Raw genomic sequence first — 20,971 nt, 5'->3', positions numbered from 1 at the left:
GGACGCGGGAACGACGTTCTCTTTTTTGACCGGCGCGCACGCATCAGTGCGTGGACTGCTGCGGGATCGATCCCCGCCACGCGCCGCTCTCGTGCCCGCGCTGCTCCAGCATTTCCTTAAAGCGCTGCAAGTTCTGCCGCGCTTCCAGCCGCATGGCGCCCAGCGCGGCGCCGATTTTTTCCACGGCCCCGTCCGGTTTATAGAAGCATCATGCCGCCCACTGCAAGGGCGGCCACGGTCACAACTCGGTTCAGCATCGGGATCTCCTTTCAAAGCATCGGCCGCTAAGTTAAGCCAATCGCTTCGCGCGTGGCGCGCGGCTGGCGGTGGCTGTCAACGAAGAAAGAACGCCACCTGGACGGTGGCGTGGATGCGACGATTTCGCGCTCAGCGACGCATGTCGATGCCGGCTTGCGCTTGCATGTGGATCAGGTTCGCTTCGAACGATTGCATCTGGAGTCCGATCGGCGCCATGTCCATATTGGCGCGCTCCAGCTTGGGGAAGAATTCCTTTTCTTCCTGCTCGATGTGGTGCAGCACTGCGGGAATCAGTTCCATCATCAGGCGGTCTGCTTGCTGCTCGTCAAGCTTCATGCCCTGCAGCGCCGCGATCAGGTCATCGACCTTCTGGTGATCCTGCTCGAAGTGGCCGATCATGGCCGCATCGATCTGGCGCACGCCCGGATAGAAGACGGACTCTTCCACGCGAGAGTGGGTATGGATGGCTTGAACCAATTGCGTTGCAGCCTGCTTTTTCACTGCCTTGTCGTCGGTGTTGCAGTATTTGTCGGCCAGCTTGCGCACCATCTCGTGGTCGCGCAGCAGTAAATCGAGCGGATGCTCGACCGGGTCCATCGGGTGGGAAGGTTGGACTGGATCATCAAAAATCGCCATTTCATCTCCTCCTGCAAAGTGTGTAGACGCAAGTTCACGTATGAACCCGTCAAGAGCATATGTACATGCCCGATTCATTTTTCAACACCTATATTTGCAGCTTGGAGCAGGGCAACAAAACCAATAGCGAAAGTTGTTGACCTTGACGATTACTTTTGTAATCATTCGAATTCAATTACGCCTGTAATCGAATTCGAATGAAGAAGCAGATCGCGATCAGCGACGCCGAGTCGCAAGTCATGGAAGTGTTGTGGCAGTCGGCCGCGGCGATGCCGGCGGAGGACGTCGTGGCCGCGCTTGCCCCCGAGCAGGACTGGCAGGAAGCGACCGTCAAGACCCTGCTCAACCGCTTGCTGAAGAAGGGTGCCGTCAGCGCGCGCAAGGACGGGCGCCGCTACCTGTACAGCCCGGTGCTCAAGCGCGAGCAGTGGCTGACCACCGAAAGTGTCGGCATGGTCGAGCGCCTGTTCGGCGGACGCATCGCACCGCTGGTGGCGCACTTCGGCAAGCAGCAGAAGCTGACCAAGGAAGACCTCGACGAGCTGACCCGCCTGGTGAAGGAGATGCGCGATGGCGATTGACTGGTGGACTCACCTGCTGGATGCCTGCGTGGCAGCCAGCGCCGCCATTGTGTTCGTGCTGGCCCTGCGCTGGCCGCTCCGCAAGCTGTTCGGCGCCACGCTGGCCTACCAGGCGTGGCTGTTGGTCCCGATCCTGATCGGCGTGGCCTTGCTGCCGCGAATGGCCGTGCAGCATCGCCCGACGGTGGTGGCGGTGATCCGGGCATCGACCGAGCTGCTGGCCGCGCCGGCCAGGCATGCGGGCGTGCACGGGGTCGGTGCGTTGCAAGCGCTGTGGTGCCTCGGCGCGGTGGCGCTGGCGCTCTGGTTCTGGCGCGCGCACCGCAGCTTTGTGCGCGGGCTGGGCGAGCTGACGCCGGCCGGTCGCCTGTTCTACAGCGACTCGCCCGCCAGCGGCCCTGTGCTGCTTGGCTTGTGGCGGCCGAAAATCATCGTCCCCTCCGATTTCGCCCAGCGCTACACGGAGCAGGAGCAGGCCCTGATCATCGCGCATGAACGTGTCCATGCGCGCCGCGCCGATGTCTTCGTGAACCTGCTACAGGCGGCGCTGCAGTGCCTGTTCTGGTTCAACCCGCTGGTGCATGCCGCGGCCGTGTTCTTCCGTGCCGACCAGGAAATGGCCTGCGACGCCGCCGTGCTGCGCCGCCATCCCGGCCTGCTGCGCAGCTACGCGCAGGCCCTGCTGAAATCGCAATCGCTTGCAAGCGCAGCACCCACCACCGTCGCCTGCAGCTGGCGATTCAACCATCCCGTAAAGGAGCGTTTCATGACCCTGCAGAACCAGCCGCGTGCAAAGCGGCGCCTGATCGGCCGCGTGCTCGTGGCATCCATGATTGCCGGCGGCGCTTACGCGGGCATTGCCGCGCGGGCGAGCGAACCCGCGGCGCCGGGCAAGCCCCTGTATGACATCATGATCCTCAACATGAACGAATCCGATGCCGTGACACGCGTCACGGCCGATACGATCGACCAGAAGGCTGGCGAGAAATCGCCTCACCTGATCGAAGCGGCCGGCGGCCAGTTCGGCATCGAAAAGGGAAACTGGCGCGCCGCCTTCGTCATCACGCCCGTCAGTGCGCTTGATAAGACGTACATGATCGACGTGGACCTGACATCCGGCGACCAGCATTACCATCCCAGACTCATGGGCAAACTCGGCGAAAAGATCGCCGTTTCCGTGGGCGGCGCCGACAAGCGTTTCGACCTGGCCTTGCTGGTGAACGAGGCTGCGCCGCGCGCGCAGAATCCGGGCCAATAACAGGCTGGCAACAGCGGCGGCGGCCGACCCCCGGCGGTATAATGGCTGGATGCAGAATCTCCTTCATAAGCTGAATCCCGAACAACTGGCCGCCGTCACGCTGCCGCCCCAGAGCGCACTGATCCTTGCCGGCGCGGGCTCCGGCAAGACGCGGGTGCTGACCACCCGCATCGCCTGGCTGATCCAGACCGGCCAGGTCGGCCCGAGCGGCATCATGGCGGTGACCTTCACCAACAAGGCGGCGAAGGAGATGCTGACCCGCCTGTCCGCGATGCTGCCGGTGAATACGCGCGGCATGTGGATCGGGACCTTCCACGGCCTGTGCAACCGGCTGCTGCGCTCCCACTACCGCGACGCGGCGCTGCCGCAGGCCTTCCAGATCCTCGACACGCAAGACCAGCTGTCGATGATCAAGCGCCTGCTCAAGGCCAACAATGTCGACGACGAAAAATACCCGGCCAAGGACCTGCTCTACTTCATCAACAACGCGAAGGACCAGGGCCTGCGCGCGCAGGACGTCGAAGCGCACGAGCCGATCACGCGCAAGTTCGTCGAACTGTACGAGCTGTACGACCAGCAGTGCCAGCGCGAAGGCGTGGTCGATTTCGCCGAGCTGCTGCTGCGCACCTACGAGCTCCTGTCGCGCAACCAGCCGCTGCGCCACCACTACCAGACGCGCTTCCGCCACATCCTGGTGGACGAGTTCCAGGACACCAACGACCTGCAGTACAAGCTGCTCAAGCTTTTGGCCGGCTACGGCGAAGGGCAGGGCGGCGCGCTGTTCGCGGTGGGCGACGACGACCAGAGCATCTACGCTTTCCGCGGCGCGAACGTCGGCAATATGAGCGCCTTCGAGCGCGACTTCAAGGTCACCAACCTGATCAAGCTGGAGCAGAACTACCGCTCGCACGGCCACATCCTCGACAGCGCCAACTACCTGATCTCGTACAACCGCAACCGCCTCGGCAAGAACCTGCGCACCGACGCCGGCCAGGGCGAGCAGGTGCGCGTGTACGAATCGTCGTCGGACCTCGAGGAGGCGCAATGGATCATCGAGGAAGCCAAGAGCCTGATGGCGGACGGCACGCCGCGCAATGAAATCGCCATCCTGTACCGTTCGAACGCGCAAAGCCGCGTGATCGAGCACGCGCTGTTCGCGGCCGGCATGCCGTACACCGTGTACGGCGGCCTGCGCTACTTCCAGCGCGCGGAGGTGAAGCACGCGATCGCCTACCTGCAGCTGATGGACAACCCGCACAACGACTCCGCCTTCCTGCGCGTGGTGAACTTCCCGACGCGCGGCATCGGCGCGCGCAGCATCGAGCTGCTGCAGAACGCGGCCGAACAGTACGGGATTTCGCTGTACGCGGCGGTGCCCTACATGACCGGCAAGGCCGGCTCCGCGCTGGGCGCCTTCGTCAAGCTGGTGGAGGGCGCGCGCTTCGAAACGCAAAACCTGCCGCTGCCGGAGATGGTGCGCGTGGTCCTCGAACGCAGCACGCTGCTGACGCACTACGCCACCGAGAAGGAAGGCGCTGACCGCATCGAAAACCTGGAACAGCTGGTCGACGCGGCTGCGCAGTTCGTGCAGGAAGAGGGCTTCGGCCAGCAGGCCCCGGCGCATCTCGGCCCGCAAGCCGCCGCCGTCGCGGGCGAGCAGATCGTGACCGAAGACGGCGTCGCGATTCTTGACGCCGATGCGCCGCTGGCGACCGTGATGTCGCCGCTGTCGGCCTTCCTGTCGCACGCATCGCTGGAAGCGGGCGACGCGCAGGCGCAGGCCGGCCAGGAAGCGCTGCAGCTGATGACGGTGCACTCGGCCAAGGGCCTGGAGTTCGACGCGGTGTTCATCACCGGCATGGAAGAAGGCCTGTTCCCGCACGAGAGCAGCTCGCGCGAGGCCGATGGCGTGGACGAGGAGCGTCGCCTGATGTATGTGGCGATCACGCGCGCGCGGCGCCGCCTGTACATGAGCTTCACCCAGCAACGCATGCTGCATGGGCAGACGCGCTTCAACATGAAGTCGCGCTTCTTCGACGAGCTGCCGGAGGAGTCGCTCAAGTGGCTGTCGCCGCGGGTGCAGGGCAACTGGTTCGCCAACCGCAAGTCGACGACGGCCTGGGATGACGCCGAGTTCCGCAATGGCGGCGTGGACAACAAGATCGCCAAGCAGATCACGCAGAAGTCGGGCCACAGCTCCGGCTGGCGGATCGGTGAGTCGGTGGCGCATGCCAAGTTCGGCGAAGGCGTGATCGTCAATATCGAAGGCGGGGCGGGAGCGGCGCGCGCGCAGATCAACTTCGGCGCGGCGGGGATGAAGGTGCTGGACCTGTCGGTGGCGAAGCTCGAACGGCTCTAAAATCCGTCGTCCCCGCGCAGGCGGGGACCCATGCTGAGTTGGCAGGCACGCGGCCTCCGGTGCGGCTGTTCGAATGGTCCATGGGTCCCCGCCTGCGCGGGGACGACGGTTATACAGAGTGGGCGGGCGCAGGCTCGATTGGCTTGCCGAAAATCTGGCGGTAGCCAACGTAGATCGCACACTGCAGCAACAGCACGAAGATAAACAGCATCCCGTACATCACCGCCTGCGCGATATGCAGCGGCCCGAGCACCAGCGTGATGAACAGCGACGCCAGGCAGAACAGCCCGAACCACGCGCCCAGCAGCACCACGAACACGCGTGCGCTTTTCACCACCGCGAAGAAGCTGTAGAACGTCGCCTTTCCCGGTCCCATCTTCTCCCAGTACACCAGCGGCGCCGCGAACGCCAGCGAGATCAGCGCCGACAGGTCGATCACGAACAGCGCCAGCATGCCCAGCATGTCGCGCGGCGCGATATCGAGCTTCTGCGGCACCGAGCCCTGGTCGCGCAACTGCTGCCAGAAGGCGTCATTGATCAGCACACCGGAGAGCAGCGTCAGCACGCCCGACACGATCAGGTACACCACGCCGAGTTTGCACAGCTCGGCCACCGCCGGCTTGCGAAAACCGGTCGCCAGCACGCGCAGGGTTACCGTCTCGCCGTTCTCGATCATCAGGCAGGCCTGCATGAATGCCATCGACAGCGAAGGAATCAGGATCACGGCCGCGAACTGGCCGAGCACAGGCAGCGACGCCAGCAGGATGCTGATGAAGAAGTTCGCGAACAGCAGCGCGGTCAGCCCGGCCGGCTGCTTGCGGAACAGGGCCGCGCCTTGCTTGAGCCAATCCAGGCCGGTGCGCGCGGGCAGGCTGCTCATGCCGGCAGCTCCGGCGCCTGCAGGGCCAGGCGGTCGCGCAGGATGCGCTCGAAATGGGTCGGGTCGTGCGGCGTCAGCATTTCGGCTTCGCGCGGCAGGTGGAAGTCGTACAGGCGCGACAGCCAGAAGCGCAGCGCGGCCGCGCGCAGCATCGGCTGCCAGGCTTCGCGCTCTTCCGGCGTGAACGGGCGCTCCGCCTGGTAGGCCGCCAGCATCGCCTCCGTGCGCGCCGCGTCGAGCGCGCCGGTGGCCTGGTCGATGCACCAGTCGTTGACCGTGACCGCGACGTCGAACAGCCAGGTGTCGCAGCCCGCGAAATAGAAGTCGAAGCAGCCGGTGAGCTTGTCGCCCACGAACATCACGTTATTGCGGAACAGGTCCGCGTGCACCGGGCCGCGCGGCAGGCCGCGGTAGGTGGGGGTATCGGCAAACGCTTTCTGGTACGCGATTTCGGTTGCCAGCAGCGCCTCGTTGGCGGCCGACAGGAATGGCATGACCTTGGGCGCCGTCTCCAGCCACCAGTCCAGGCCGCGCAGGTTGGGTTGCCGCAGCGGGAAGTCGCGCCCGGCCAGGTGCATCCGCGCCAGCATCCGGCCGCCTTCGGCGCAGTGCACCGGCTGCGGGTCCATCTGCGACGCGCCTTCCAGCTTGCTGACGATGACGGCGGGCTTGCCCTGCAGCGGCACCACCAGTTCGCCCTGGTCGTTGGCCACCGGGTCCGGCACCGGGATGCCGCGCCTGGCCAGGTGCGCCATCAGCTGCACGTAGAACGGCAGCTGCGCGAAATCGAGGTTTTCGAAAATCGTGAGCACGTATTCGCCGCGCTCGGTCGTCAGGAAGTAGTTGGTGTTCTCGATGCCGCTCGCAATGCCTTTCAGCGCGCGCGCCTGGCCGAGGGGGAACTGCCTGATCCACTGGGTGAGGTCATCCAGCGTGACCGTGGTGAATACTGCCATGTTCAAGCAAAAGGTAAAAGTCGGTAGCTATGCGGGATGCGCGCATCGCTGCGCGCACGGATGGGTTGCCAGTTTACTTCTGCGCCGGGCGCGGTGGCGGCGGCACCTCGGCGGGAGCGAGCTCCTCGGCCGGTGCGGCGGCCGCCGGCTGTTCGCTGGCTTGCTTGCGCTTTTTGTTCAGGTCGAACTCCAGCACCTGCCACTGCGGCGCGCGTACGCCGCTGTTGGTTTCGACCGTGCCGGGCTGGCCGGTGCCGGCCGGGTGGGCGGGGCGCATCGTGTAGTGGCTGGGGCCGGCCTGTACCTCGACCTCGGTAACGACGCCGCCTTCCTTGCGTTCCTTGATCTGGGTGCCGCCCTTGGGCGGGATGGTGGTCGCCGGGACGTCGCTGCCCGGCTCGATGCGTTCGAGGCGCGGCGGCTTGTCGCCCGGGGGCGGCGTGGTTGGGGTTTGCGCTTGCTGCTGGGCAGCGGCCAACGCGGACCACGCGAGCAGGCCGAGCGGCGCAAGTTTGAGAATCAGGCTGGAGCGCGACATGATATTCACCTTTATCGTTTTGTTCATTGTAGCAAAGCCGTGGCGAGCCAGTGAAAACTGGCGCACCGCCCCCATATACGAACCCTGCAAGCTTGCGTTTTTCCCATGCCGGATTCTGCGATAATGCGCAGATCGAGCGCGGCGCGCGAGCGTCCCACCACCACATCGCCACCCTATGCAAAATACCCTGCTCCTAGTCGACGGTTCCAGCTACCTTTATCGCGCCTTCCATGCGCTGCCCGACCTGCGCAGCCCGGACGGCTTCCCCACCGGGGCGATGCACGGCATGGTCAACATGCTGCGCCGCCTGCGCGCCGATTATCCGGCGGCCTACATCGCCTGCGTCTTCGACGCCTCCGGCAAGACCTTCCGCGACGATCTCTACCCCGAGTACAAGGCCACGCGCGCCTCGATGCCCGACGATTTGCGCAAGCAGATCGAGCCGATCCACGAGGCCGTGCGCTTCCTCGGCTGGCCGATCCTGATGGTCGACGGCGTGGAAGCGGACGACGTGATCGGCACCCTGGCCGTGCAGGCGTACGCGAAGGGCATGGACACCATCGTCTCGACCGGCGACAAGGACCTGGCCCAGCTGGTCAACGACAAGGTCATGCTGATCAATACCATGACCAACGATAAGCTCGACGAAGCCGGCGTGCTGGCCAAGTTCGGCGTGCCGCCCAACCGCATCATCGACTACCTGACCCTGATCGGCGACACCGTCGACAACGTCCCGGGCGTGAACAAGTGCGGCCCGAAGACCGCGCTCAAGTGGCTGACCCTGCACGGTTCGCTCGACGGCGTGATCGCCAACGCGCACACCATCACCGGCGCGGTCGGCGAGAACCTGCGCGCCGCGCTGGAATGGCTGCCCAAGGGCCGCGAACTGATCACCGTGAAGACCGACTGCGACCTGGCCGGCCACGTGATTTCGTTCGAAGAAAGCCTGATCGGCCGGCCGGAAGACCGCGAGGCGCTGGTCGCCTTCTTCGAGCGCTACGGCTTCAAGACCATGCTGCGCGAGCTCACCGCCCGCAACGGCACCGCCGGCGCGCCGGCCGCGCCGCTGTCGTCGCCGGAAGGCGCCCAGGCCACGCTGCCGGGCATGCCGATCATCCGCGGCGAGTACGAGACCGTACTGACCGAAGAGCAGCTGGACAAGTGGATCGCGCTCATCGACGCCGCCGCGCTGACCTCGGTCGACACCGAGACCACTTCGCTCGACCCGATGCAGGCCGAAATGGTGGGCATCTCGCTGTCGGTGGAAAAGGAGAAGGGCTGCTACATCCCGGTCGCGCACCGCTACGCCGGCGTGCCGCAGCAGCTGCCGCGCGAGCTGGTGCTGGAGCGCCTGAAGCCGTGGCTGGAAAATCCGGACAAGCCCAAGCTCGGCCAGAACCTGAAATACGACATGCACGTGTTCGAGAACCACGGCGTGAAGCTGCGCGGGATCGAGCACGACACGCTGCTGCAGTCCTACGTGTTCGAGTCGCACAAGCCGCACGACATGGACACGATGGCGATGCGCCACCTCGGCTACACCACCATTCCCTACGTCGATGTCTGCGGCAAGGGCGCCAACCAGATCTGCTTCGACCAGGTGGAGCTGGCGCGCGCGACCGAGTACGCGGGCGAGGATTCGGACATCACGCTGCGCCTGCATCACAGCATGCTGCCTCACGTCGAGAGCAACGAAGGCCTGAAGTACGTGTACCGCAATATCGAGCTGCCGACCCAGGTGGTGCTGCAGAAGATCGAGCGCAACGGCGTGCTGATCGACGCCGCCCTGCTGGATCAGCAGAGCCGCGAACTGGCCACGCGCATCGCGCAGCTGGAGCAACAGGCCTACGAGTTGGCCGGCGGCCCGTTCAACCTCGGCTCGCCCAAGCAGATCGGCGAGATCTTCTTCGGCAAGCTGCAGCTCCCGGTGATCAAGAAGACCGCCACCGGCGCGCCGTCGACCGACGAGGAAGTGCTGCAGAAGCTGGCCGAGGACTATCCGCTGCCGAAAATCCTGCTGGAGCACCGCGGCCTGTCCAAGCTGAAGTCGACCTACACCGACAAACTGCCCAAGGGCGTGAACCCGAACACCGGCCGCGTGCACACCAATTACGCGCAGGCGGTGGCCGTCACCGGGCGCCTGGCCTCGAACGACCCGAACCTGCAGAATATCCCCGTGCGCACCGCCGAAGGCCGCCGTATCCGCGAAGCCTTCGTGGCGGGGCCGGGCAATGTGATCGTGTCGGCCGACTATTCGCAGATCGAGCTGCGCATCATGGCCCACATCTCGGGCGACGAGGCGATGCTGCGCGCGTTCGCGGAAGGCGCCGACATCCACCGCGCAACCGCCGCCGAAATCTTCGGCCTGGCGCAGGAAGAGGTGCAGTCGGAGCAGCGCCGCTACGCCAAGGTCATCAACTTCGGCCTGATCTACGGCATGAGCGCATTCGGCCTGGCGTCCAACCTCGGCATCGAGCGCTCCGCCGCGCAGAATTATATCGAGCGCTACTTCAACCGCTTCTCCGGCGTGAAGCAGTACATGGACGAGACCCGCCTCGCAGCCAAGCAGCGCGGCTACGTCGAGACCGTGTTCGGCCGCCGCCTGTGGCTCCCCGAGATCAATTCGCCCAACGGCCCGCGCCGCGCCGCCGCCGAACGCGCGGCGATCAATGCGCCGATGCAGGGTACGGCCGCCGACCTGATCAAGCTGGCGATGATCGCGGTGCAGGGCTGGATCGAACGCGAGGGCCTGGGCACCCGCATGGTGATGCAGGTGCACGACGAACTGGTGCTGGAAGTGCCCGAGGCCGAGCTGGAGCTGGTCAAGGCGCGCCTGCCGGAACTGATGTCAGGCGTGGCGACGCTCAAGGTGCCGCTGCTGGCCGAGACCGGCGTCGGCCCCAACTGGGAGCAGGCACACTGATGTTGCTGAACGCGGCGACAGTTCGGTAACTGTTGTAAGCAGACGTTTCAATCCCCGTGTGCGGGCTGCAAAATTGCATGAAGGAATATACGATATGTACATGAATTTCACCCTCCCATGGCGATTTTTGAAAGGCACATAATGAAACAACAACTCACCAAAGTCGGCCTGCTGGCCGGGAGCGCGCTGGCTGCGGCGGTCCTCGGGGCCTGCGGCGGCGGTGGCGGGTCGTCGGGGTCGACCACCACGCCGACCGTCACGTCGAGCACCGGTACGGTCGCCGTCGCGCTGACCGATGCGCCGGCCTGCGGCTTTGATTCCGTCAACGTCACCGTGACCAAGGTGATGGTCAACAAGAGCGATACCGCGTCCGATACCGACGCCAGCTGGCTCAGCCTGCCGCTGAGCCCGGCGCGCAAGATCAACCTGCTGTCGCTGACCAACGGCGTGGTGGACACGCTGGCAACGGGCTCGCTGGACGCCGGCCACTACGGCCAGGTGCGCCTGGTGCTGGATGCGAACTCCAGCGGCACCGCCAACACCGTGGTACGTACCGGCAGCACCGGCGAACTGGCGCTCGACACCCCGAGCGGCGTCACCAGCGGCATCAAGATCAATGGCGGCTTCGACGTGACCGCCGGCGCCACCACCAACCTCGTGATCGACTTCGACGCCTGCAAATCGGTGGTCAGCAAGGGCAATGGCAGCTACGCGCTCAAGCCGGTGCTGACCCTGGTGCCGGCCGCGAACAACGGCATCTCGGGCGTGATCGCCGCCGCCGCGCTGACCCACCACGTGATGATCGCGGCCGAGCAGAATGGGCAGATCATCGCTTCCACCACGCCTGACGTGCAGACTGGCGTGTTTGTGGTCTCGCACCTCACGGCCGGTAATTACGACCTGGTGATCACCTCCGACAACAGCGCCGCCTCGGTGATCTCCGCCGTGCCGGTCGCCGCCACCGGCAACACCTCGGTCAGCACCGCCGCCGCGCCGATCGCGCTGGCGCAGTCGGCCACCGGTTCGGTCAGCGGCAGCGTGACACTGAACCCGGTCAGTGCCACCGCGACGCCGTTCGTGACCGCCAAGCAGACACTGGCCTCCGGCCCGGTCGCGATCAAGTACCAGGGCGTGGACCTGACCAATGCCTACACCCTGGCCAACCTGCCGCTGGCGGCGCCGCAGTATGCTGCCTACAGCACCACGCTGCCGCTCGCGTTCAATGCCGCCAGCGGCGTGACCCCGGGCGTGTATTCGCTCGAAGCCTCGGCCACCGGCTACACCACGAAGTCGGTCGCAGCGGTCGATCTGTCGAAGGGTAACCAGACCGGCGTGAACTTCACGCTCACTCCGTAAGCACGACTACTGTAATAACACCGTCGTCCCGGCGCAGGCCGGGACCCACCGCTTCCGAATTCGGAGAGTCAGCATGGGTCCCGGCCTCCGCCGGGACGACGTTTTTGAGAGTGCGCGATATCGCTGAAGCGCTGTTAAGATAGCAACCCTGTCCAACAACGTCGGAGGTATCGCAGATGAAGGACCTGGTTCAGGACGGCGACTCCCTGGTCGCCAGCAGCGCTTTCACGGACGGCGTCGACCGCCGTGACTTCCTGAAGGTGGCACTGGGCAGCGGCTTTGCCGCGGCCACCTTGCCGGTCGCGGCGCAGTCGGTCATCAAGACCGATACCGCTGGACTTACCGCCGGCACGATCAGCATCAAGGTCGGCGGCACCGAGGTGCCGGTGTACCGCGCCCAGCCCGCCGACAAGGCCAATCCGCCGGTCATCCTCGTCGTATCCGAAATCTTTGGCGTGCATGAGCACATCGCCGACGTCGCGCGCCGCTTCGCCAAGCAGGGCTATATGGCGCTGGCGCCGGACCTGTTCGTGCGCCAGGGCGATCCGCAGAAGGTCGCCAACATCGCGGACCTGATGCGCGACATCATCTCCAAGACCCCCGACGCCGAGGTGATGGGCGACCTCGACGCCTGCGTCGACTGGGCGCGCCAGCATGGCGGCAATGTCGACAAGATCGGCATCACGGGCTTTTGCTGGGGCGGGCGCATCACCTGGCTGTATTGCGCCCACAATCCCAAGGTGAGGGCGGGCGTCGCATGGTACGGGCGGCTGGTCGGCGATGCATCGCCGAACAATCCGAAGCAGCCGATCGACTTCGCGGCCACGCTGACGGTGCCGGTGCTCGGTCTATATGGCGCCAAGGACAACGGCATCCCGCAATCGTCGATCGAGCGCATGAAGGCGGAGCTGGCCAAGGGCCGCAGCGGATCGACCTTCGTGGTCTATCCGGACGCCGGCCACGCCTTCAATGCGGATTATCGCCCGAGCTATGTGGAGGCCGACGCCAAGGACGGCTGGAAGCGCGCGCTGGAGTGGTTCCGCTCGCACGGGGTGGGCTGAGCCGCACGCGCAGGCACGCGGGGCGGTACAATGCTGCTCGGCGTGCTTGCAGCCGCCGTCAAGAACAAGAGGCTAACAAATCGACCCCACGCTTATTTCCATCCTGCTGGCGACCATCTTCGCCGGTGTCGTCAGCATTTCCGCCGCAGCCGTTTTTTCGTTCGCCCTGTTGTCCAAGGTAGTCGAGCGCATGGTCAGCCTGTCGGTCGGGATCATGCTCTCGACGTCGCTGCTGCATGCGCTGCCGGAAGCGTTCGAGTCGAAAGCCGATCCGCGCACGCTGTTCGCGACGCTGCTGGCCGGCCTGCTGGCCTTCTTCCTGCTCGAAAAAGCGGCGCTGCTGCGCCACTCGCACCACCACGAAGGCGACGGCCATCACCACGCGCACGGCCATGACAAGCGCGAAGCCGGCAAGGCGGGGTGGATGATCCTGGTCGGCGACGGCATGCACAACTTCACCGACGGCATCCTGATTGCCGCGGCCTTCCTCGCCAATCCGGAACTTGGCATCGTCACCGGCCTGGCCATCGTCGCGCACGAGATCCCGCAGGAGATTGGCGACTTCATCGTGATGCTCAACGCCGGCTTCTCGCGGGTGCGCGCCTATATCTTCAACCTGCTGTGCAGTTTGCTGGCGGTGGCCGGCGGCCTGCTCGGCTACTTCACCCTCGACCGCGCCAGCGGCTTGATCCCCTACGTGCTGGTGTTCGCGTCGTCGGGCTTCATCTATATCGCGGTGAGCGACCTGATGCCGCAGATGCAGCGCCGCGCCACCGTGCGCGAATCGGTGCCGCAGGTGCTGCTGATCGCGGCCGGCGTCGGGATCGTCCTGCTGCTCACGCACGGGCACTGATCAAATCTTGCGTCGTAGCGGCGCATCGTGCTTTCTTGTTGTCGCCCCCGCGGAGGCGGGGACCTCGTTTCGCGTGAGTGGCCAGGCGCGCAAAAATGGGGTTCCCGCCTGCGCGGGAACGACGTTCTATCTCAAGTGATACGCTCAGGCGGCGTGTGCAGCGGCGGCTTCCTGCCCGCCGCCGTAGTAGTGCGCCATCCAGCGGTCGCGGTAGGCCACCAGGTTAGGAAGCTTTTCGGCATGAGCGCGCACCGGCGAGTCGAACTGTTCGCACAGGGATCCCGCGACGAAGGCGAGTACGGTCGCATCCGCGCCGCATGGACGTTCGCCCAGCAGGCAGGAGCGCTCGCCGATCAAGGCGGACAAGGCGTCCAGGTCGGCGCATGCCATCATCGCGATTTCCGCCTCGCTGTGGCGGCCGATGCCGTGGCCGTGCAGTGTCTTGCGCACCTGGCCGCGCACCATGCGCTGGACCAGCGGGCGCACCAGAGCCGGCACGCCCTTGAAGAAGCTCGCGGGGCCGCGCTTGAAGTTCTCGTCCTTCATCCAGCGCTCGTGCACCAGCGCGAAGTAGAGGTGCTCCTCCAGCATCTTTTCGACCGCGCGGGCGGTGGCGCGGCTGCGCGCGTCGTAGCCGCCGTCGAAGTCGATGCCGTGGCGCTGTTCGAGGTGGGTCCGGATCAGGAAGGAGTCGGCCACGATCACGCCGTCGTCATCGATGTAGGGCAGCTTGCCTTTGGGCGCGCGGTTGAAGCCTCGGGTGTCGATCTGGTAGGGCAGGCCGGCCAGCTTGAGCAGCAGCTCGGCTTTCATGACGAAGGGGCTGGGGTCGGGTAGGCCGAAAGCGGGGCCAAAGGCATAGAGTTTGATCACCGCGAACTCCTCGTTTTATGGTTATGGGTTCGCGCCCGTGCTGACCGGGCGCTGCGGATCGGCGCACCACTCGCTCCACGAGCCAGGGTAAAGCGCCGCGCCGCCCAGGCCGGCCACTTCGAGTGCCAGCAGATTATGGCATGCCGTGACACCCGACCCGCATTGCATGATGGCCGCCTTGGGATCGCCGACGATCTGCGCGAATTCCGCGCGTAGCGCCTGCGCGTCCTTGAAGCGGCCATCGGCCCCGAGGTTGTCCTTGAAGAAGCGGTTCTTCGCGCCCGGAATATGGCCGCCGACCGGGTCGATGGTCTCGTTCTCGCCGCGGTAGCGGTCCGGCGCACGCGCATCGACGACGACACGCGCGCCGCCGCCGATGTTCGCCAGCACCTCGTCCGCGCTGACGGTCGACACCAGCGACGCGTGCGCCGCGATATCGCCGCGCGGCTTGCTGTCCACCTGCGCGGTCAGCGCCAGGCCCTGCGCCTGCCATGCGGCCATGCCGCCGTCCAGCACCGCCACCGCCTCGTGGCCGACCCAGCGCAGCAGCCACCACAGGCGCGCCGCGAACATGCCGCCGTGGGCGTCGTAGGCCACCACCTGGGTGCCTTCGTTCACGCCCCAGCCGCGCAGCGTTTCGATCAGGGCCTCACGCTCCGGCAGCGGATGGCGGCCGCGGAATACGCCGTCCGGTCCGCGCTTGGCGCCCGACAGCTCGGTCTCCATGTCGGCGAACACCGCGTGCGGCAGGTGCGCCACCGCATAGCCCTCGCGGCCCGCGGACAGGTTGGCGAGGTCGTGGCGGCAGTCCACCACCACCCAGCCTGCATCATCGATATGGCGGGCCAGGTCGGCCGCGGCGATCAGTGTCGTGTACATGGTTGCCTTTCAGGTTTCGCTTGCGATCGGATCGGTCTTGATGGCGGCGCTGGCCGCTGCCGGGGTATTGTAGAACGTCGCGGCGACGCCGGAGGCGAGGATGATCGCCATGCCGAGCCACACGTGCCAGTCGAAGTGGTCGCCCCACAGCAGGATGCTCCACAGGCTGGAGAACACGATGCCGGTGTACTGCAGGTTGGCCACCACCAGCACGCTGCCGGTGCGGTAGGCGCGCGTCATCGCGACCTGCGCGACCAGCCCCGCAAAGCCCATGAACAGGATCAGCAGCGCATTGCGCGTCGAGAATGCATGGAAGTGCACGCCCGCCGCATCGGGCGTGGCGAGGGCGCCGAGGAAGCCGGTGATGGCGGTGGTCAGGGAGAAGTAGAACACCACGCGGTACTCCGGCTCGCCCATCCGGCCCAGGCGGCGCACCTGCAGGTAGGCCGCCGCCGAGATCACCGACGAGGCGATGCCGGCCAGGCCGCCGGCCCACTGCTGCATCTCGACCGCGGGACGCAGCACCAGCGTGACGCCGACAAAACTCATCAGCACGGCGGCGATCAGCGGCCATTCGGCATGCTTGTCGCCGTGGTACCAGGCCAGTCCGAGGGTCCATGCCGCCATCCAGATCGGCGCGGTGTAGTTCAGCGTGGTGGCGGTGGCCAGCGGCAGCGCGCCGATCGCGAAGAACCACAGCCACAGCGAGGTCACGCCGACGCCGCTGCGCCACAAGTGCTCCTTGGGGAAGGGCGTGCGCAGCGTGCCGCCATGCGCGCGCAGCGTGGCGAACAGGATGATGGAGCCGATCAGGCCGCGGTACATCACCAGTTCGGAAGTGGAAAAGGTATCGGACGCCAGCTTGACCGCCGCACCCATGGCGGCGAAGGCAAAGCTGGCGAAGAGCATCCAGAGGGAGGGCATTGTTACGGTCTTCGAAAAAAAAACCGCGGCCTGTGTGTGCCGCGGTTTTGCCTGGTGCAGGAATTACAGGTTGATTTTGCTGCGGTACCACTCGTGGAAGTGCTGCATGCCGTCTTCCATCGGCGACTGGTAGGGGCCGACTTCGTTCACGCCGCGCTCCATCAGGATGCGGCGGCCGGCGTCCATCCGCAGGCCGATCTCGTCGTCCTCGATGCAGGTCTCCATGTAGGCGGCGCGCTCGGCATCGACGAAGTCGCGCTCGAACAGCACGATCTCTTCCGGGTAGTAGAACTCGACCACGTTGCGCGTCTTCTGCGGGCCGTCCGGCCACAGGGTCGAGACCACCAGCACGTTCGGATACCACTCGACCATGATGTTCGGGTACAGCGTCAGCCAGATCGCGCCGAACTTGGGCGGCACGCCGTTGCTGAACTTGAGGACTTCTTCCTGCCACTTGCGGTACTTGGCCGAGCCGAAGCGCTTCAGGCCCTGGTTCACGCCTACGGTCTGCACGCTGTAGTCCTTGCCGAAGTCCCAGCTCAGGTCTTCGCAGGTGACGAAGTTGCCCAGGCCCGGGTGGAAGGGCTCGACGTGGTAGTCCTCCAGGTAGACTTCGATGAAGGTCTTCCAGTTGTAGTCGCAATCGTGCACCTCGACGTGGTCGAGCATGTAGCCCGAGAAGTCGAGGTCCCGGGTGACCGGCAGCTTGCCCAGCTTTTCCATCACGTTGTAGCCGTTCTGTTCGAACAGCAGCCCGTTCCAGTTCTGCAGCGGGGTGCGCGACAGGTTCAGGCAGGGCGTATCGTCGAAGTGCGGCGCGCCGATCAGCTCGCCCTTCAGGTCATAGGTCCAGCGGTGCAGCGGGCACACGATGTTGCCGGTATTGCCACGGCCATTGAACATCAGCGCCTGCCGGTGGCGGCACACGTTCGACAGCAGTTCGATGCCATTCTGGTTACGGACCAGCATGCGGCCTTCTTTTTCCGCCGCCAGCGTGTGGAAGTCGCCGACTTCCGGAACCATCAGTTCGTGCCCGACGTAGCGCGGCCCCTTGTGGAACAGTTCCTGCATTTCGCGCTGCAGAAGCGCTTCATCAAAATAAACACTTACCGGAAGCTGCGCGCACGAGCGCGACAACTTCGCCTGGGTAGCCAGATCGGACATCCCAACCCCCCTTAAATAAGAGCGAGCCAAAGAAGAGAAAATCCAAAGACCAGTATTCGGCGACGTAATACGGTATTTCGGAACAGAACCGGAGATTATACCGTCTAACGAGGTCTACCGTAATGGCCCATCGCGACATTGTGGTGTCGAGGTGGAAAGATATTGCCTGAACTGCATGGTTTTCATGAGGTCCGGGGTCGATACCTTACAATGTGGATTGATTGGCAAGAGGGTGACGCGACACGCTTATCGCCACCCGGGCGGTTGGATTGTTCTAAAATACGCGATTGGACTTAGCGGCGGCGCACGTGTTGCGGGCTGGCGGCGCGGTCGTTAGAAAAAGATTAACTATGTCGAACACTACCTCCTCGTCACCGCCGCCCGAATCGTTCGAGCAGGCGATGGCCGAACTGGCCCAGCTGGTCACGCAAATGGAATCCGGCCAGCTGCCGCTGGAAGCCTCGGTCGCGGCCTACGCGCGCGGCTCGGAGCTGGTCAAGTACTGCGCCGCGCAGCTGGACAAGGTCGAATCGCAGGTCAAGGTGCTCGAGGGCGACATGCTCAAGCCGTTTGCCGCGGATACCGCCGGCGAGGGCGCGCAATGACGGCAGCTTTCGGCGTTTGGATGAAGGACGTGCAGGATGAAGTCGAGCAGGCGCTCGACCGCTACCTGCCCGCGGTGGATGCGGTGCCCGCCAAGCTGCACGCGGCGATGCGCTACACCACGCTGGGCGGCGGCAAGCGCGTGCGTCCGCTGCTGGTGTACGCGAGCGGCGCGCTGTCGGGCGCCGATCCCAAGGCGCTGGCGCGCGCGGCCTGCGCGGTCGAGATGATCCACGCTTATTCGCTGGTCCACGACGACATGCCGTGCATGGACGACGACGAGCTCCGGCGCGGCAAGCCGACCGTGCACGTCGCATATGACGAAGCGACCGCGCTGCTGGTGGGCGATGCGCTGCAGTCGCAGGCCTTCCAGGTGCTGGCCGAAAGCGACACGCTGCCGGCCGGGCGGCTGGTGGCGATGCTGCGCCTGCTGGCCGAGGCGGCGGGATCAAGCGGCATGTGCGGCGGCCAGGCGATCGATCTGGACAGCGTCGGCCTGGCGCTGACGCTGGAGCAGCTGGAGCGCATGCACCAGCTGAAGACCGGCGCGCTGCTGCGCGCCTCCGTGATCCTCGGCGCACTGGCCGGCCGCGACCTGGCGCCGCACGAGCTGGACGCGCTGGCCGCGTATTCGAAGGCGATCGGCCTGGCGTTCCAGGTGGTCGACGACGTGCTCGACGCGACCGCCGATTCGGCCACGCTCGGCAAGACCGCCGGCAAGGACGCGGCCGACAACAAGCCGACCTATGTGTCGATCCTTGGCCTGGAACCCTCGCGGGCGCTGGCCGAACAACTGCGGCGCGACGCGCATGAGGCGCTGGCGCCGTTTGGCGAACAAGCATTGCGGCTGCGCGAACTGGCTGACCTCATCGTGCAGCGGAAGGCATAAATGAAACTGCTAGAAACCATCAACGATCCCGCCGACCTGCGCAAGCTCCCGCGCGCGCAGTTGACGCCGCTCGCGCATGAGTTGCGCAGCTTCCTGCTCGATTCCGTGTCCAAGACCGGCGGCCACCTGTCGTCCAACCTCGGCACCGTCGAACTGACCATCGCGCTGCACTACGTGTTCAACACGCCGTACGACCGCATCGTGTGGGACGTCGGCCACCAGACCTATTCGCACAAGATCCTCACCGGCCGGCGCGAGCGCATGCCCACGCTGCGCCAGCTGGACGGCCTGTCCGGCTTCCCCAAGCGCGACGAAAGCGTGTACGACACCTTCGGCACCGCGCATTCGTCGACCTCGATCTCGGCGGCGCTGGGCATGGCCGCTGCGGCCAAGCTGAAAGGCGAGAAGCGCCACGCGATCGCCGTCATCGGTGACGGCTCCATGTCCGCCGGCATGGCCTTCGAGGCGCTGAACAACGCCGGCGTGGAAGACGACTGCGACCTGCTGGTCGTCCTGAACGACAACGACATGTCGATCTCGCCGCCGGTCGGTGCGCTCAACCGCTACCTGGCGCGCCTCATGTCGGGCAAGTTCTACGCCGCCGCCAAGAACGTCGGCAAGACCGTGCTGCCGGCGCCGATGCGCGAGCTGGCCAAGCGCCTGGAAGAACACGCGAAAGGCATGGTGGTCCCGGCCACGATGTTCGAGGAATTCGGCTTCAACTACATCGGCCCGATCGATGGCCACGACCTCGACTCGCTGATCCCGACGCTGGAGAACATCAAGAACCTCAAGGGCCCGCAGTTCCTGCACGTGGTCACCAAGAAGGGCCAGGGCTACAAGCTGGCCGAGGCCGAGCCGATCCTGTACCACGGCACCGGCAAGTTCAATCCGACCGAAGGCATCAAGCCGGCCGCGGCGCCGTCCAAGCTGACCTACACCGAGGTGTTCGGCAACTGGCTGTGCGACATGGCGGTAGTCGACAAGAAGCTGGTCGGGATCACGCCGGCGATGCGCGAAGGCTCGGGCATGGTCAAGTTCCACCAGCAGTTCCCGGAGCGTTACTTCGACGTCGGCATCGCCGAGCAGCATTCGGTGACCTTCGCCGCCGGCCTCGCGACGGAGGGCATGAAGCCGGTGGTGGCGATCTACTCGACCTTCCTGCAGCGCGCCTATGACCAGCTGATCCATGACGTGGCGCTGCAGAACCTGGACGTGACTTTCGCGCTGGACCGCGCCGGCATCGTCGGCGCCGATGGCGCGACGCACGCAGGCAACTACGATATGGCCTACCTGCGCTGCATCCCGAATATGGTGGTGATGGCGCCGTCGGACGAGAACGAGTGCCGCCAGATGCTGACCACTGCCTACCACTTCCCGGGACCGGCGGCGGTGCGTTATCCGCGCGGCGCGGGCGTCGGCGCCAAGACGGAGCAGGAGCTGAAGTCGATCGAGATCGGCAAGGGCGAAGTGCGCCGCGAGGGCAAGGGCATTGCGATCCTGGCGTTCGGCTCGATGGTCGCGCCGAGCCTTGGCGCGGGCGAGCAGCTGGGCGCCACGGTGGCAAATATGCGCTTCGTGAAGCCGCTCGACGTGGAACTGGTCACGCGCCTGGCGCGCGACCACGACTACCTGGTGACGGTGGAAGAGGGCTGCATCATGGGCGGCGCCGGTTCGGCGGTGGCGGAAGCGCTGGCGGAAGCAGGCATCACCAAGCCGATCCTGCACCTGGGCCTGCCGGACAAGTTCATCGACCATGGCGATCCGGGCTTGCTGCTGGCGTCCGTCGGGCTGGATGCGAAGGGCATCGCTGCTTCGATTCGTGAGCGTGCGGGCGTGGCGGAGCCTCGCTTGGTCGTCAACAACGCCTGATGTAATTCGTTAGCTTAAAGACCGTCGTCCCGGCGAAGGCCGGGACCCATTGAACGCTTGAATAGTGGAGCGATTGCCGCGAGCCGGTTCGCTCAGCATGGGTCCCGG

At 65.5% G+C, this 20,971-nt stretch carries 19 protein-coding genes; 10 read left to right on the top strand and 9 right to left on the bottom strand.

The annotated features are described in order from the left end of the window. Positions 1–43 precede the first annotated feature (43 nt). Positions 44–184 carry a hypothetical protein gene (locus NX778_RS16510; RefSeq protein WP_258812862.1) on the bottom strand — a complete coding sequence of 47 codons (141 nt, stop codon included), beginning with the start codon at positions 182–184 and terminating at the stop codon, positions 44–46. 203 nt (positions 185–387) lie between these two features. Next, positions 388–894: a hemerythrin domain-containing protein gene (locus NX778_RS16505; RefSeq protein ID WP_258812861.1), complete on the bottom strand. Its 507-nt coding sequence runs from the start codon at positions 892–894 to the stop codon at positions 388–390. Positions 895–1,091: 197 nt separating this feature from the next. Between NX778_RS16505 and NX778_RS16500 the strand changes: the two genes are divergently transcribed. The 3 genes from NX778_RS16500 to NX778_RS16490 are packed head-to-tail and all read left to right on the top strand — an operon-like array spanning position 1,092 to position 5,092. Next, positions 1,092–1,475, top strand: a complete 384-nt coding sequence (locus NX778_RS16500; RefSeq protein ID WP_258812860.1) for a BlaI/MecI/CopY family transcriptional regulator — start codon at positions 1,092–1,094, stop codon at positions 1,473–1,475. Continuing rightward, entirely contained in the window at positions 1,465–2,733 is a 1,269-nt protein-coding gene (locus NX778_RS16495) for a M56 family metallopeptidase (protein ID WP_258812859.1), read from the top strand. Before NX778_RS16500 ends, NX778_RS16495 begins: the two co-directional genes overlap by 11 nt. 49 nt (positions 2,734–2,782) lie before the next feature. Next, entirely contained in the window at positions 2,783–5,092 is a 2,310-nt protein-coding gene (locus NX778_RS16490) for a UvrD-helicase domain-containing protein (RefSeq protein WP_258812858.1), read from the top strand. Between the two features lie 109 nt (positions 5,093–5,201). Here the strand turns inward: NX778_RS16490 and NX778_RS16485 are convergent, their stop codons facing one another. The 3 genes from NX778_RS16485 to NX778_RS16475 form a co-directional block, all read right to left on the bottom strand. Then, entirely contained in the window at positions 5,202–5,972 is a 771-nt protein-coding gene (locus NX778_RS16485; RefSeq protein ID WP_258812857.1) for a BPSS1780 family membrane protein, read from the bottom strand. Beyond that, positions 5,969–6,928 carry a homoserine kinase gene (locus NX778_RS16480; RefSeq protein WP_258812856.1) on the bottom strand — a complete coding sequence of 320 codons (960 nt, stop codon included), beginning with the start codon at positions 6,926–6,928 and terminating at the stop codon, positions 5,969–5,971. Before NX778_RS16480 ends, NX778_RS16485 begins: the two co-directional genes overlap by 4 nt. Before the next feature lie 73 nt (positions 6,929–7,001). Continuing rightward, positions 7,002–7,466 (bottom strand): hypothetical protein, encoded by a 465-nt coding sequence (locus tag NX778_RS16475; RefSeq protein ID WP_258812855.1) that lies wholly within the window; start codon positions 7,464–7,466, stop codon positions 7,002–7,004. Positions 7,467–7,641: 175 nt separating this feature from the next. Between NX778_RS16475 and polA the strand changes: the two genes are divergently transcribed. The 4 genes from polA (at position 7,642) to NX778_RS16455 (ending at position 13,659) form a co-directional block, all read left to right on the top strand. After that, on the top strand, positions 7,642–10,389 hold the full coding sequence (gene polA / locus NX778_RS16470) for a DNA polymerase I (protein ID WP_258812854.1): 2,748 nt from the start codon (positions 7,642–7,644) through the stop codon (positions 10,387–10,389). 141 nt (positions 10,390–10,530) lie between these two features. Next, positions 10,531–11,745: a DUF4382 domain-containing protein gene (locus tag NX778_RS16465; protein ID WP_258812853.1), complete on the top strand. Its 1,215-nt coding sequence runs from the start codon at positions 10,531–10,533 to the stop codon at positions 11,743–11,745. A gap of 176 nt (positions 11,746–11,921) precedes the next feature. Beyond that, a complete protein-coding gene (locus NX778_RS16460) occupies positions 11,922–12,806 on the top strand; it encodes a dienelactone hydrolase family protein (RefSeq protein ID WP_258812852.1) in 885 nt (294 codons plus the stop codon). Positions 12,807–12,921: 115 nt separating this feature from the next. Continuing rightward, positions 12,922–13,659, top strand: a complete 738-nt coding sequence (locus NX778_RS16455; RefSeq protein ID WP_258812908.1) for a ZIP family metal transporter — start codon at positions 12,922–12,924, stop codon at positions 13,657–13,659. Between the two features lie 144 nt (positions 13,660–13,803). Here the strand turns inward: NX778_RS16455 and NX778_RS16450 are convergent, their stop codons facing one another. From NX778_RS16450 to NX778_RS16435, 4 genes are all read right to left on the bottom strand, one after another. Next, a complete protein-coding gene (locus NX778_RS16450) occupies positions 13,804–14,532 on the bottom strand; it encodes a glutathione S-transferase family protein (RefSeq protein WP_258812851.1) in 729 nt (242 codons plus the stop codon). Positions 14,533–14,553: 21 nt separating this feature from the next. Then, positions 14,554–15,411 (bottom strand): sulfurtransferase, encoded by an 858-nt coding sequence (locus NX778_RS16445; RefSeq protein WP_258812850.1) that lies wholly within the window; start codon positions 15,409–15,411, stop codon positions 14,554–14,556. A gap of 9 nt (positions 15,412–15,420) precedes the next feature. Next, positions 15,421–16,335: a DMT family transporter gene (locus NX778_RS16440; protein WP_258812849.1), complete on the bottom strand. Its 915-nt coding sequence runs from the start codon at positions 16,333–16,335 to the stop codon at positions 15,421–15,423. 63 nt (positions 16,336–16,398) lie between these two features. Beyond that, complete coding sequence (locus tag NX778_RS16435; RefSeq protein ID WP_258812848.1) at positions 16,399–17,499, bottom strand: aromatic ring-hydroxylating oxygenase subunit alpha; 1,101 nt, start codon at positions 17,497–17,499, stop codon at positions 16,399–16,401. Positions 17,500–17,849: 350 nt separating this feature from the next. Between NX778_RS16435 and NX778_RS16430 the strand changes: the two genes are divergently transcribed. From NX778_RS16430 to dxs, 3 genes are read left to right on the top strand one after another with little or no spacing between them, the layout of a single operon-like run. Further along, the gene (locus NX778_RS16430) at positions 17,850–18,104 is read left to right on the top strand and encodes an exodeoxyribonuclease VII small subunit (protein ID WP_258812847.1); all 255 of its coding nucleotides are present in this window, start codon (positions 17,850–17,852) and stop codon (positions 18,102–18,104) included. Next, positions 18,101–18,991, top strand: coding sequence for a polyprenyl synthetase family protein (locus NX778_RS16425; protein ID WP_258812846.1), 891 nt, complete (start codon positions 18,101–18,103; stop codon positions 18,989–18,991). Before NX778_RS16430 ends, NX778_RS16425 begins: the two co-directional genes overlap by 4 nt. Further along, positions 18,992–20,863: a 1-deoxy-D-xylulose-5-phosphate synthase gene (gene dxs, locus NX778_RS16420; RefSeq protein ID WP_258812845.1), complete on the top strand. Its 1,872-nt coding sequence runs from the start codon at positions 18,992–18,994 to the stop codon at positions 20,861–20,863. It begins immediately after the preceding gene. Positions 20,864–20,971: the final 108 nt, after the last annotated feature.

It is taken from the genome of Massilia terrae (assembly GCF_024753145.1).
Taxonomy (GTDB): domain Bacteria; phylum Pseudomonadota; class Gammaproteobacteria; order Burkholderiales; family Burkholderiaceae_D; genus Telluria; species Telluria terrae.
The sequence above is the reverse complement of the archived record's forward strand: the minus strand, read 5'-3'. Positions and strand labels throughout refer to the sequence as shown.

Coding starts and splice junctions, on each gene's coding strand:
- dxs (WP_258812845.1), top strand. CDS start 18,992: ATGAAACTGCTAGAAACCATCAACGATCCCGCCGACCTGCGCAAGCTC.
- NX778_RS16500 (WP_258812860.1), top strand. CDS start 1,092: ATGAAGAAGCAGATCGCGATCAGCGACGCCGAGTCGCAAGTCATGGAA.
- NX778_RS16460 (WP_258812852.1), top strand. CDS start 11,922: ATGAAGGACCTGGTTCAGGACGGCGACTCCCTGGTCGCCAGCAGCGCT.
- NX778_RS16435 (WP_258812848.1), bottom strand. CDS start 17,499: ATGTCCGATCTGGCTACCCAGGCGAAGTTGTCGCGCTCGTGCGCGCAG.
- NX778_RS16485 (WP_258812857.1), bottom strand. CDS start 5,972: ATGAGCAGCCTGCCCGCGCGCACCGGCCTGGATTGGCTCAAGCAAGGC.
- NX778_RS16475 (WP_258812855.1), bottom strand. CDS start 7,466: ATGTCGCGCTCCAGCCTGATTCTCAAACTTGCGCCGCTCGGCCTGCTC.
- NX778_RS16440 (WP_258812849.1), bottom strand. CDS start 16,335: ATGCCCTCCCTCTGGATGCTCTTCGCCAGCTTTGCCTTCGCCGCCATG.
- NX778_RS16505 (WP_258812861.1), bottom strand. CDS start 894: ATGGCGATTTTTGATGATCCAGTCCAACCTTCCCACCCGATGGACCCG.
- NX778_RS16495 (WP_258812859.1), top strand. CDS start 1,465: ATGGCGATTGACTGGTGGACTCACCTGCTGGATGCCTGCGTGGCAGCC.
- NX778_RS16445 (WP_258812850.1), bottom strand. CDS start 15,411: ATGTACACGACACTGATCGCCGCGGCCGACCTGGCCCGCCATATCGAT.
- NX778_RS16425 (WP_258812846.1), top strand. CDS start 18,101: ATGACGGCAGCTTTCGGCGTTTGGATGAAGGACGTGCAGGATGAAGTC.
- NX778_RS16490 (WP_258812858.1), top strand. CDS start 2,783: ATGCAGAATCTCCTTCATAAGCTGAATCCCGAACAACTGGCCGCCGTC.
- NX778_RS16430 (WP_258812847.1), top strand. CDS start 17,850: ATGTCGAACACTACCTCCTCGTCACCGCCGCCCGAATCGTTCGAGCAG.
- polA (WP_258812854.1), top strand. CDS start 7,642: ATGCAAAATACCCTGCTCCTAGTCGACGGTTCCAGCTACCTTTATCGC.
- NX778_RS16480 (WP_258812856.1), bottom strand. CDS start 6,928: ATGGCAGTATTCACCACGGTCACGCTGGATGACCTCACCCAGTGGATC.
- NX778_RS16465 (WP_258812853.1), top strand. CDS start 10,531: ATGAAACAACAACTCACCAAAGTCGGCCTGCTGGCCGGGAGCGCGCTG.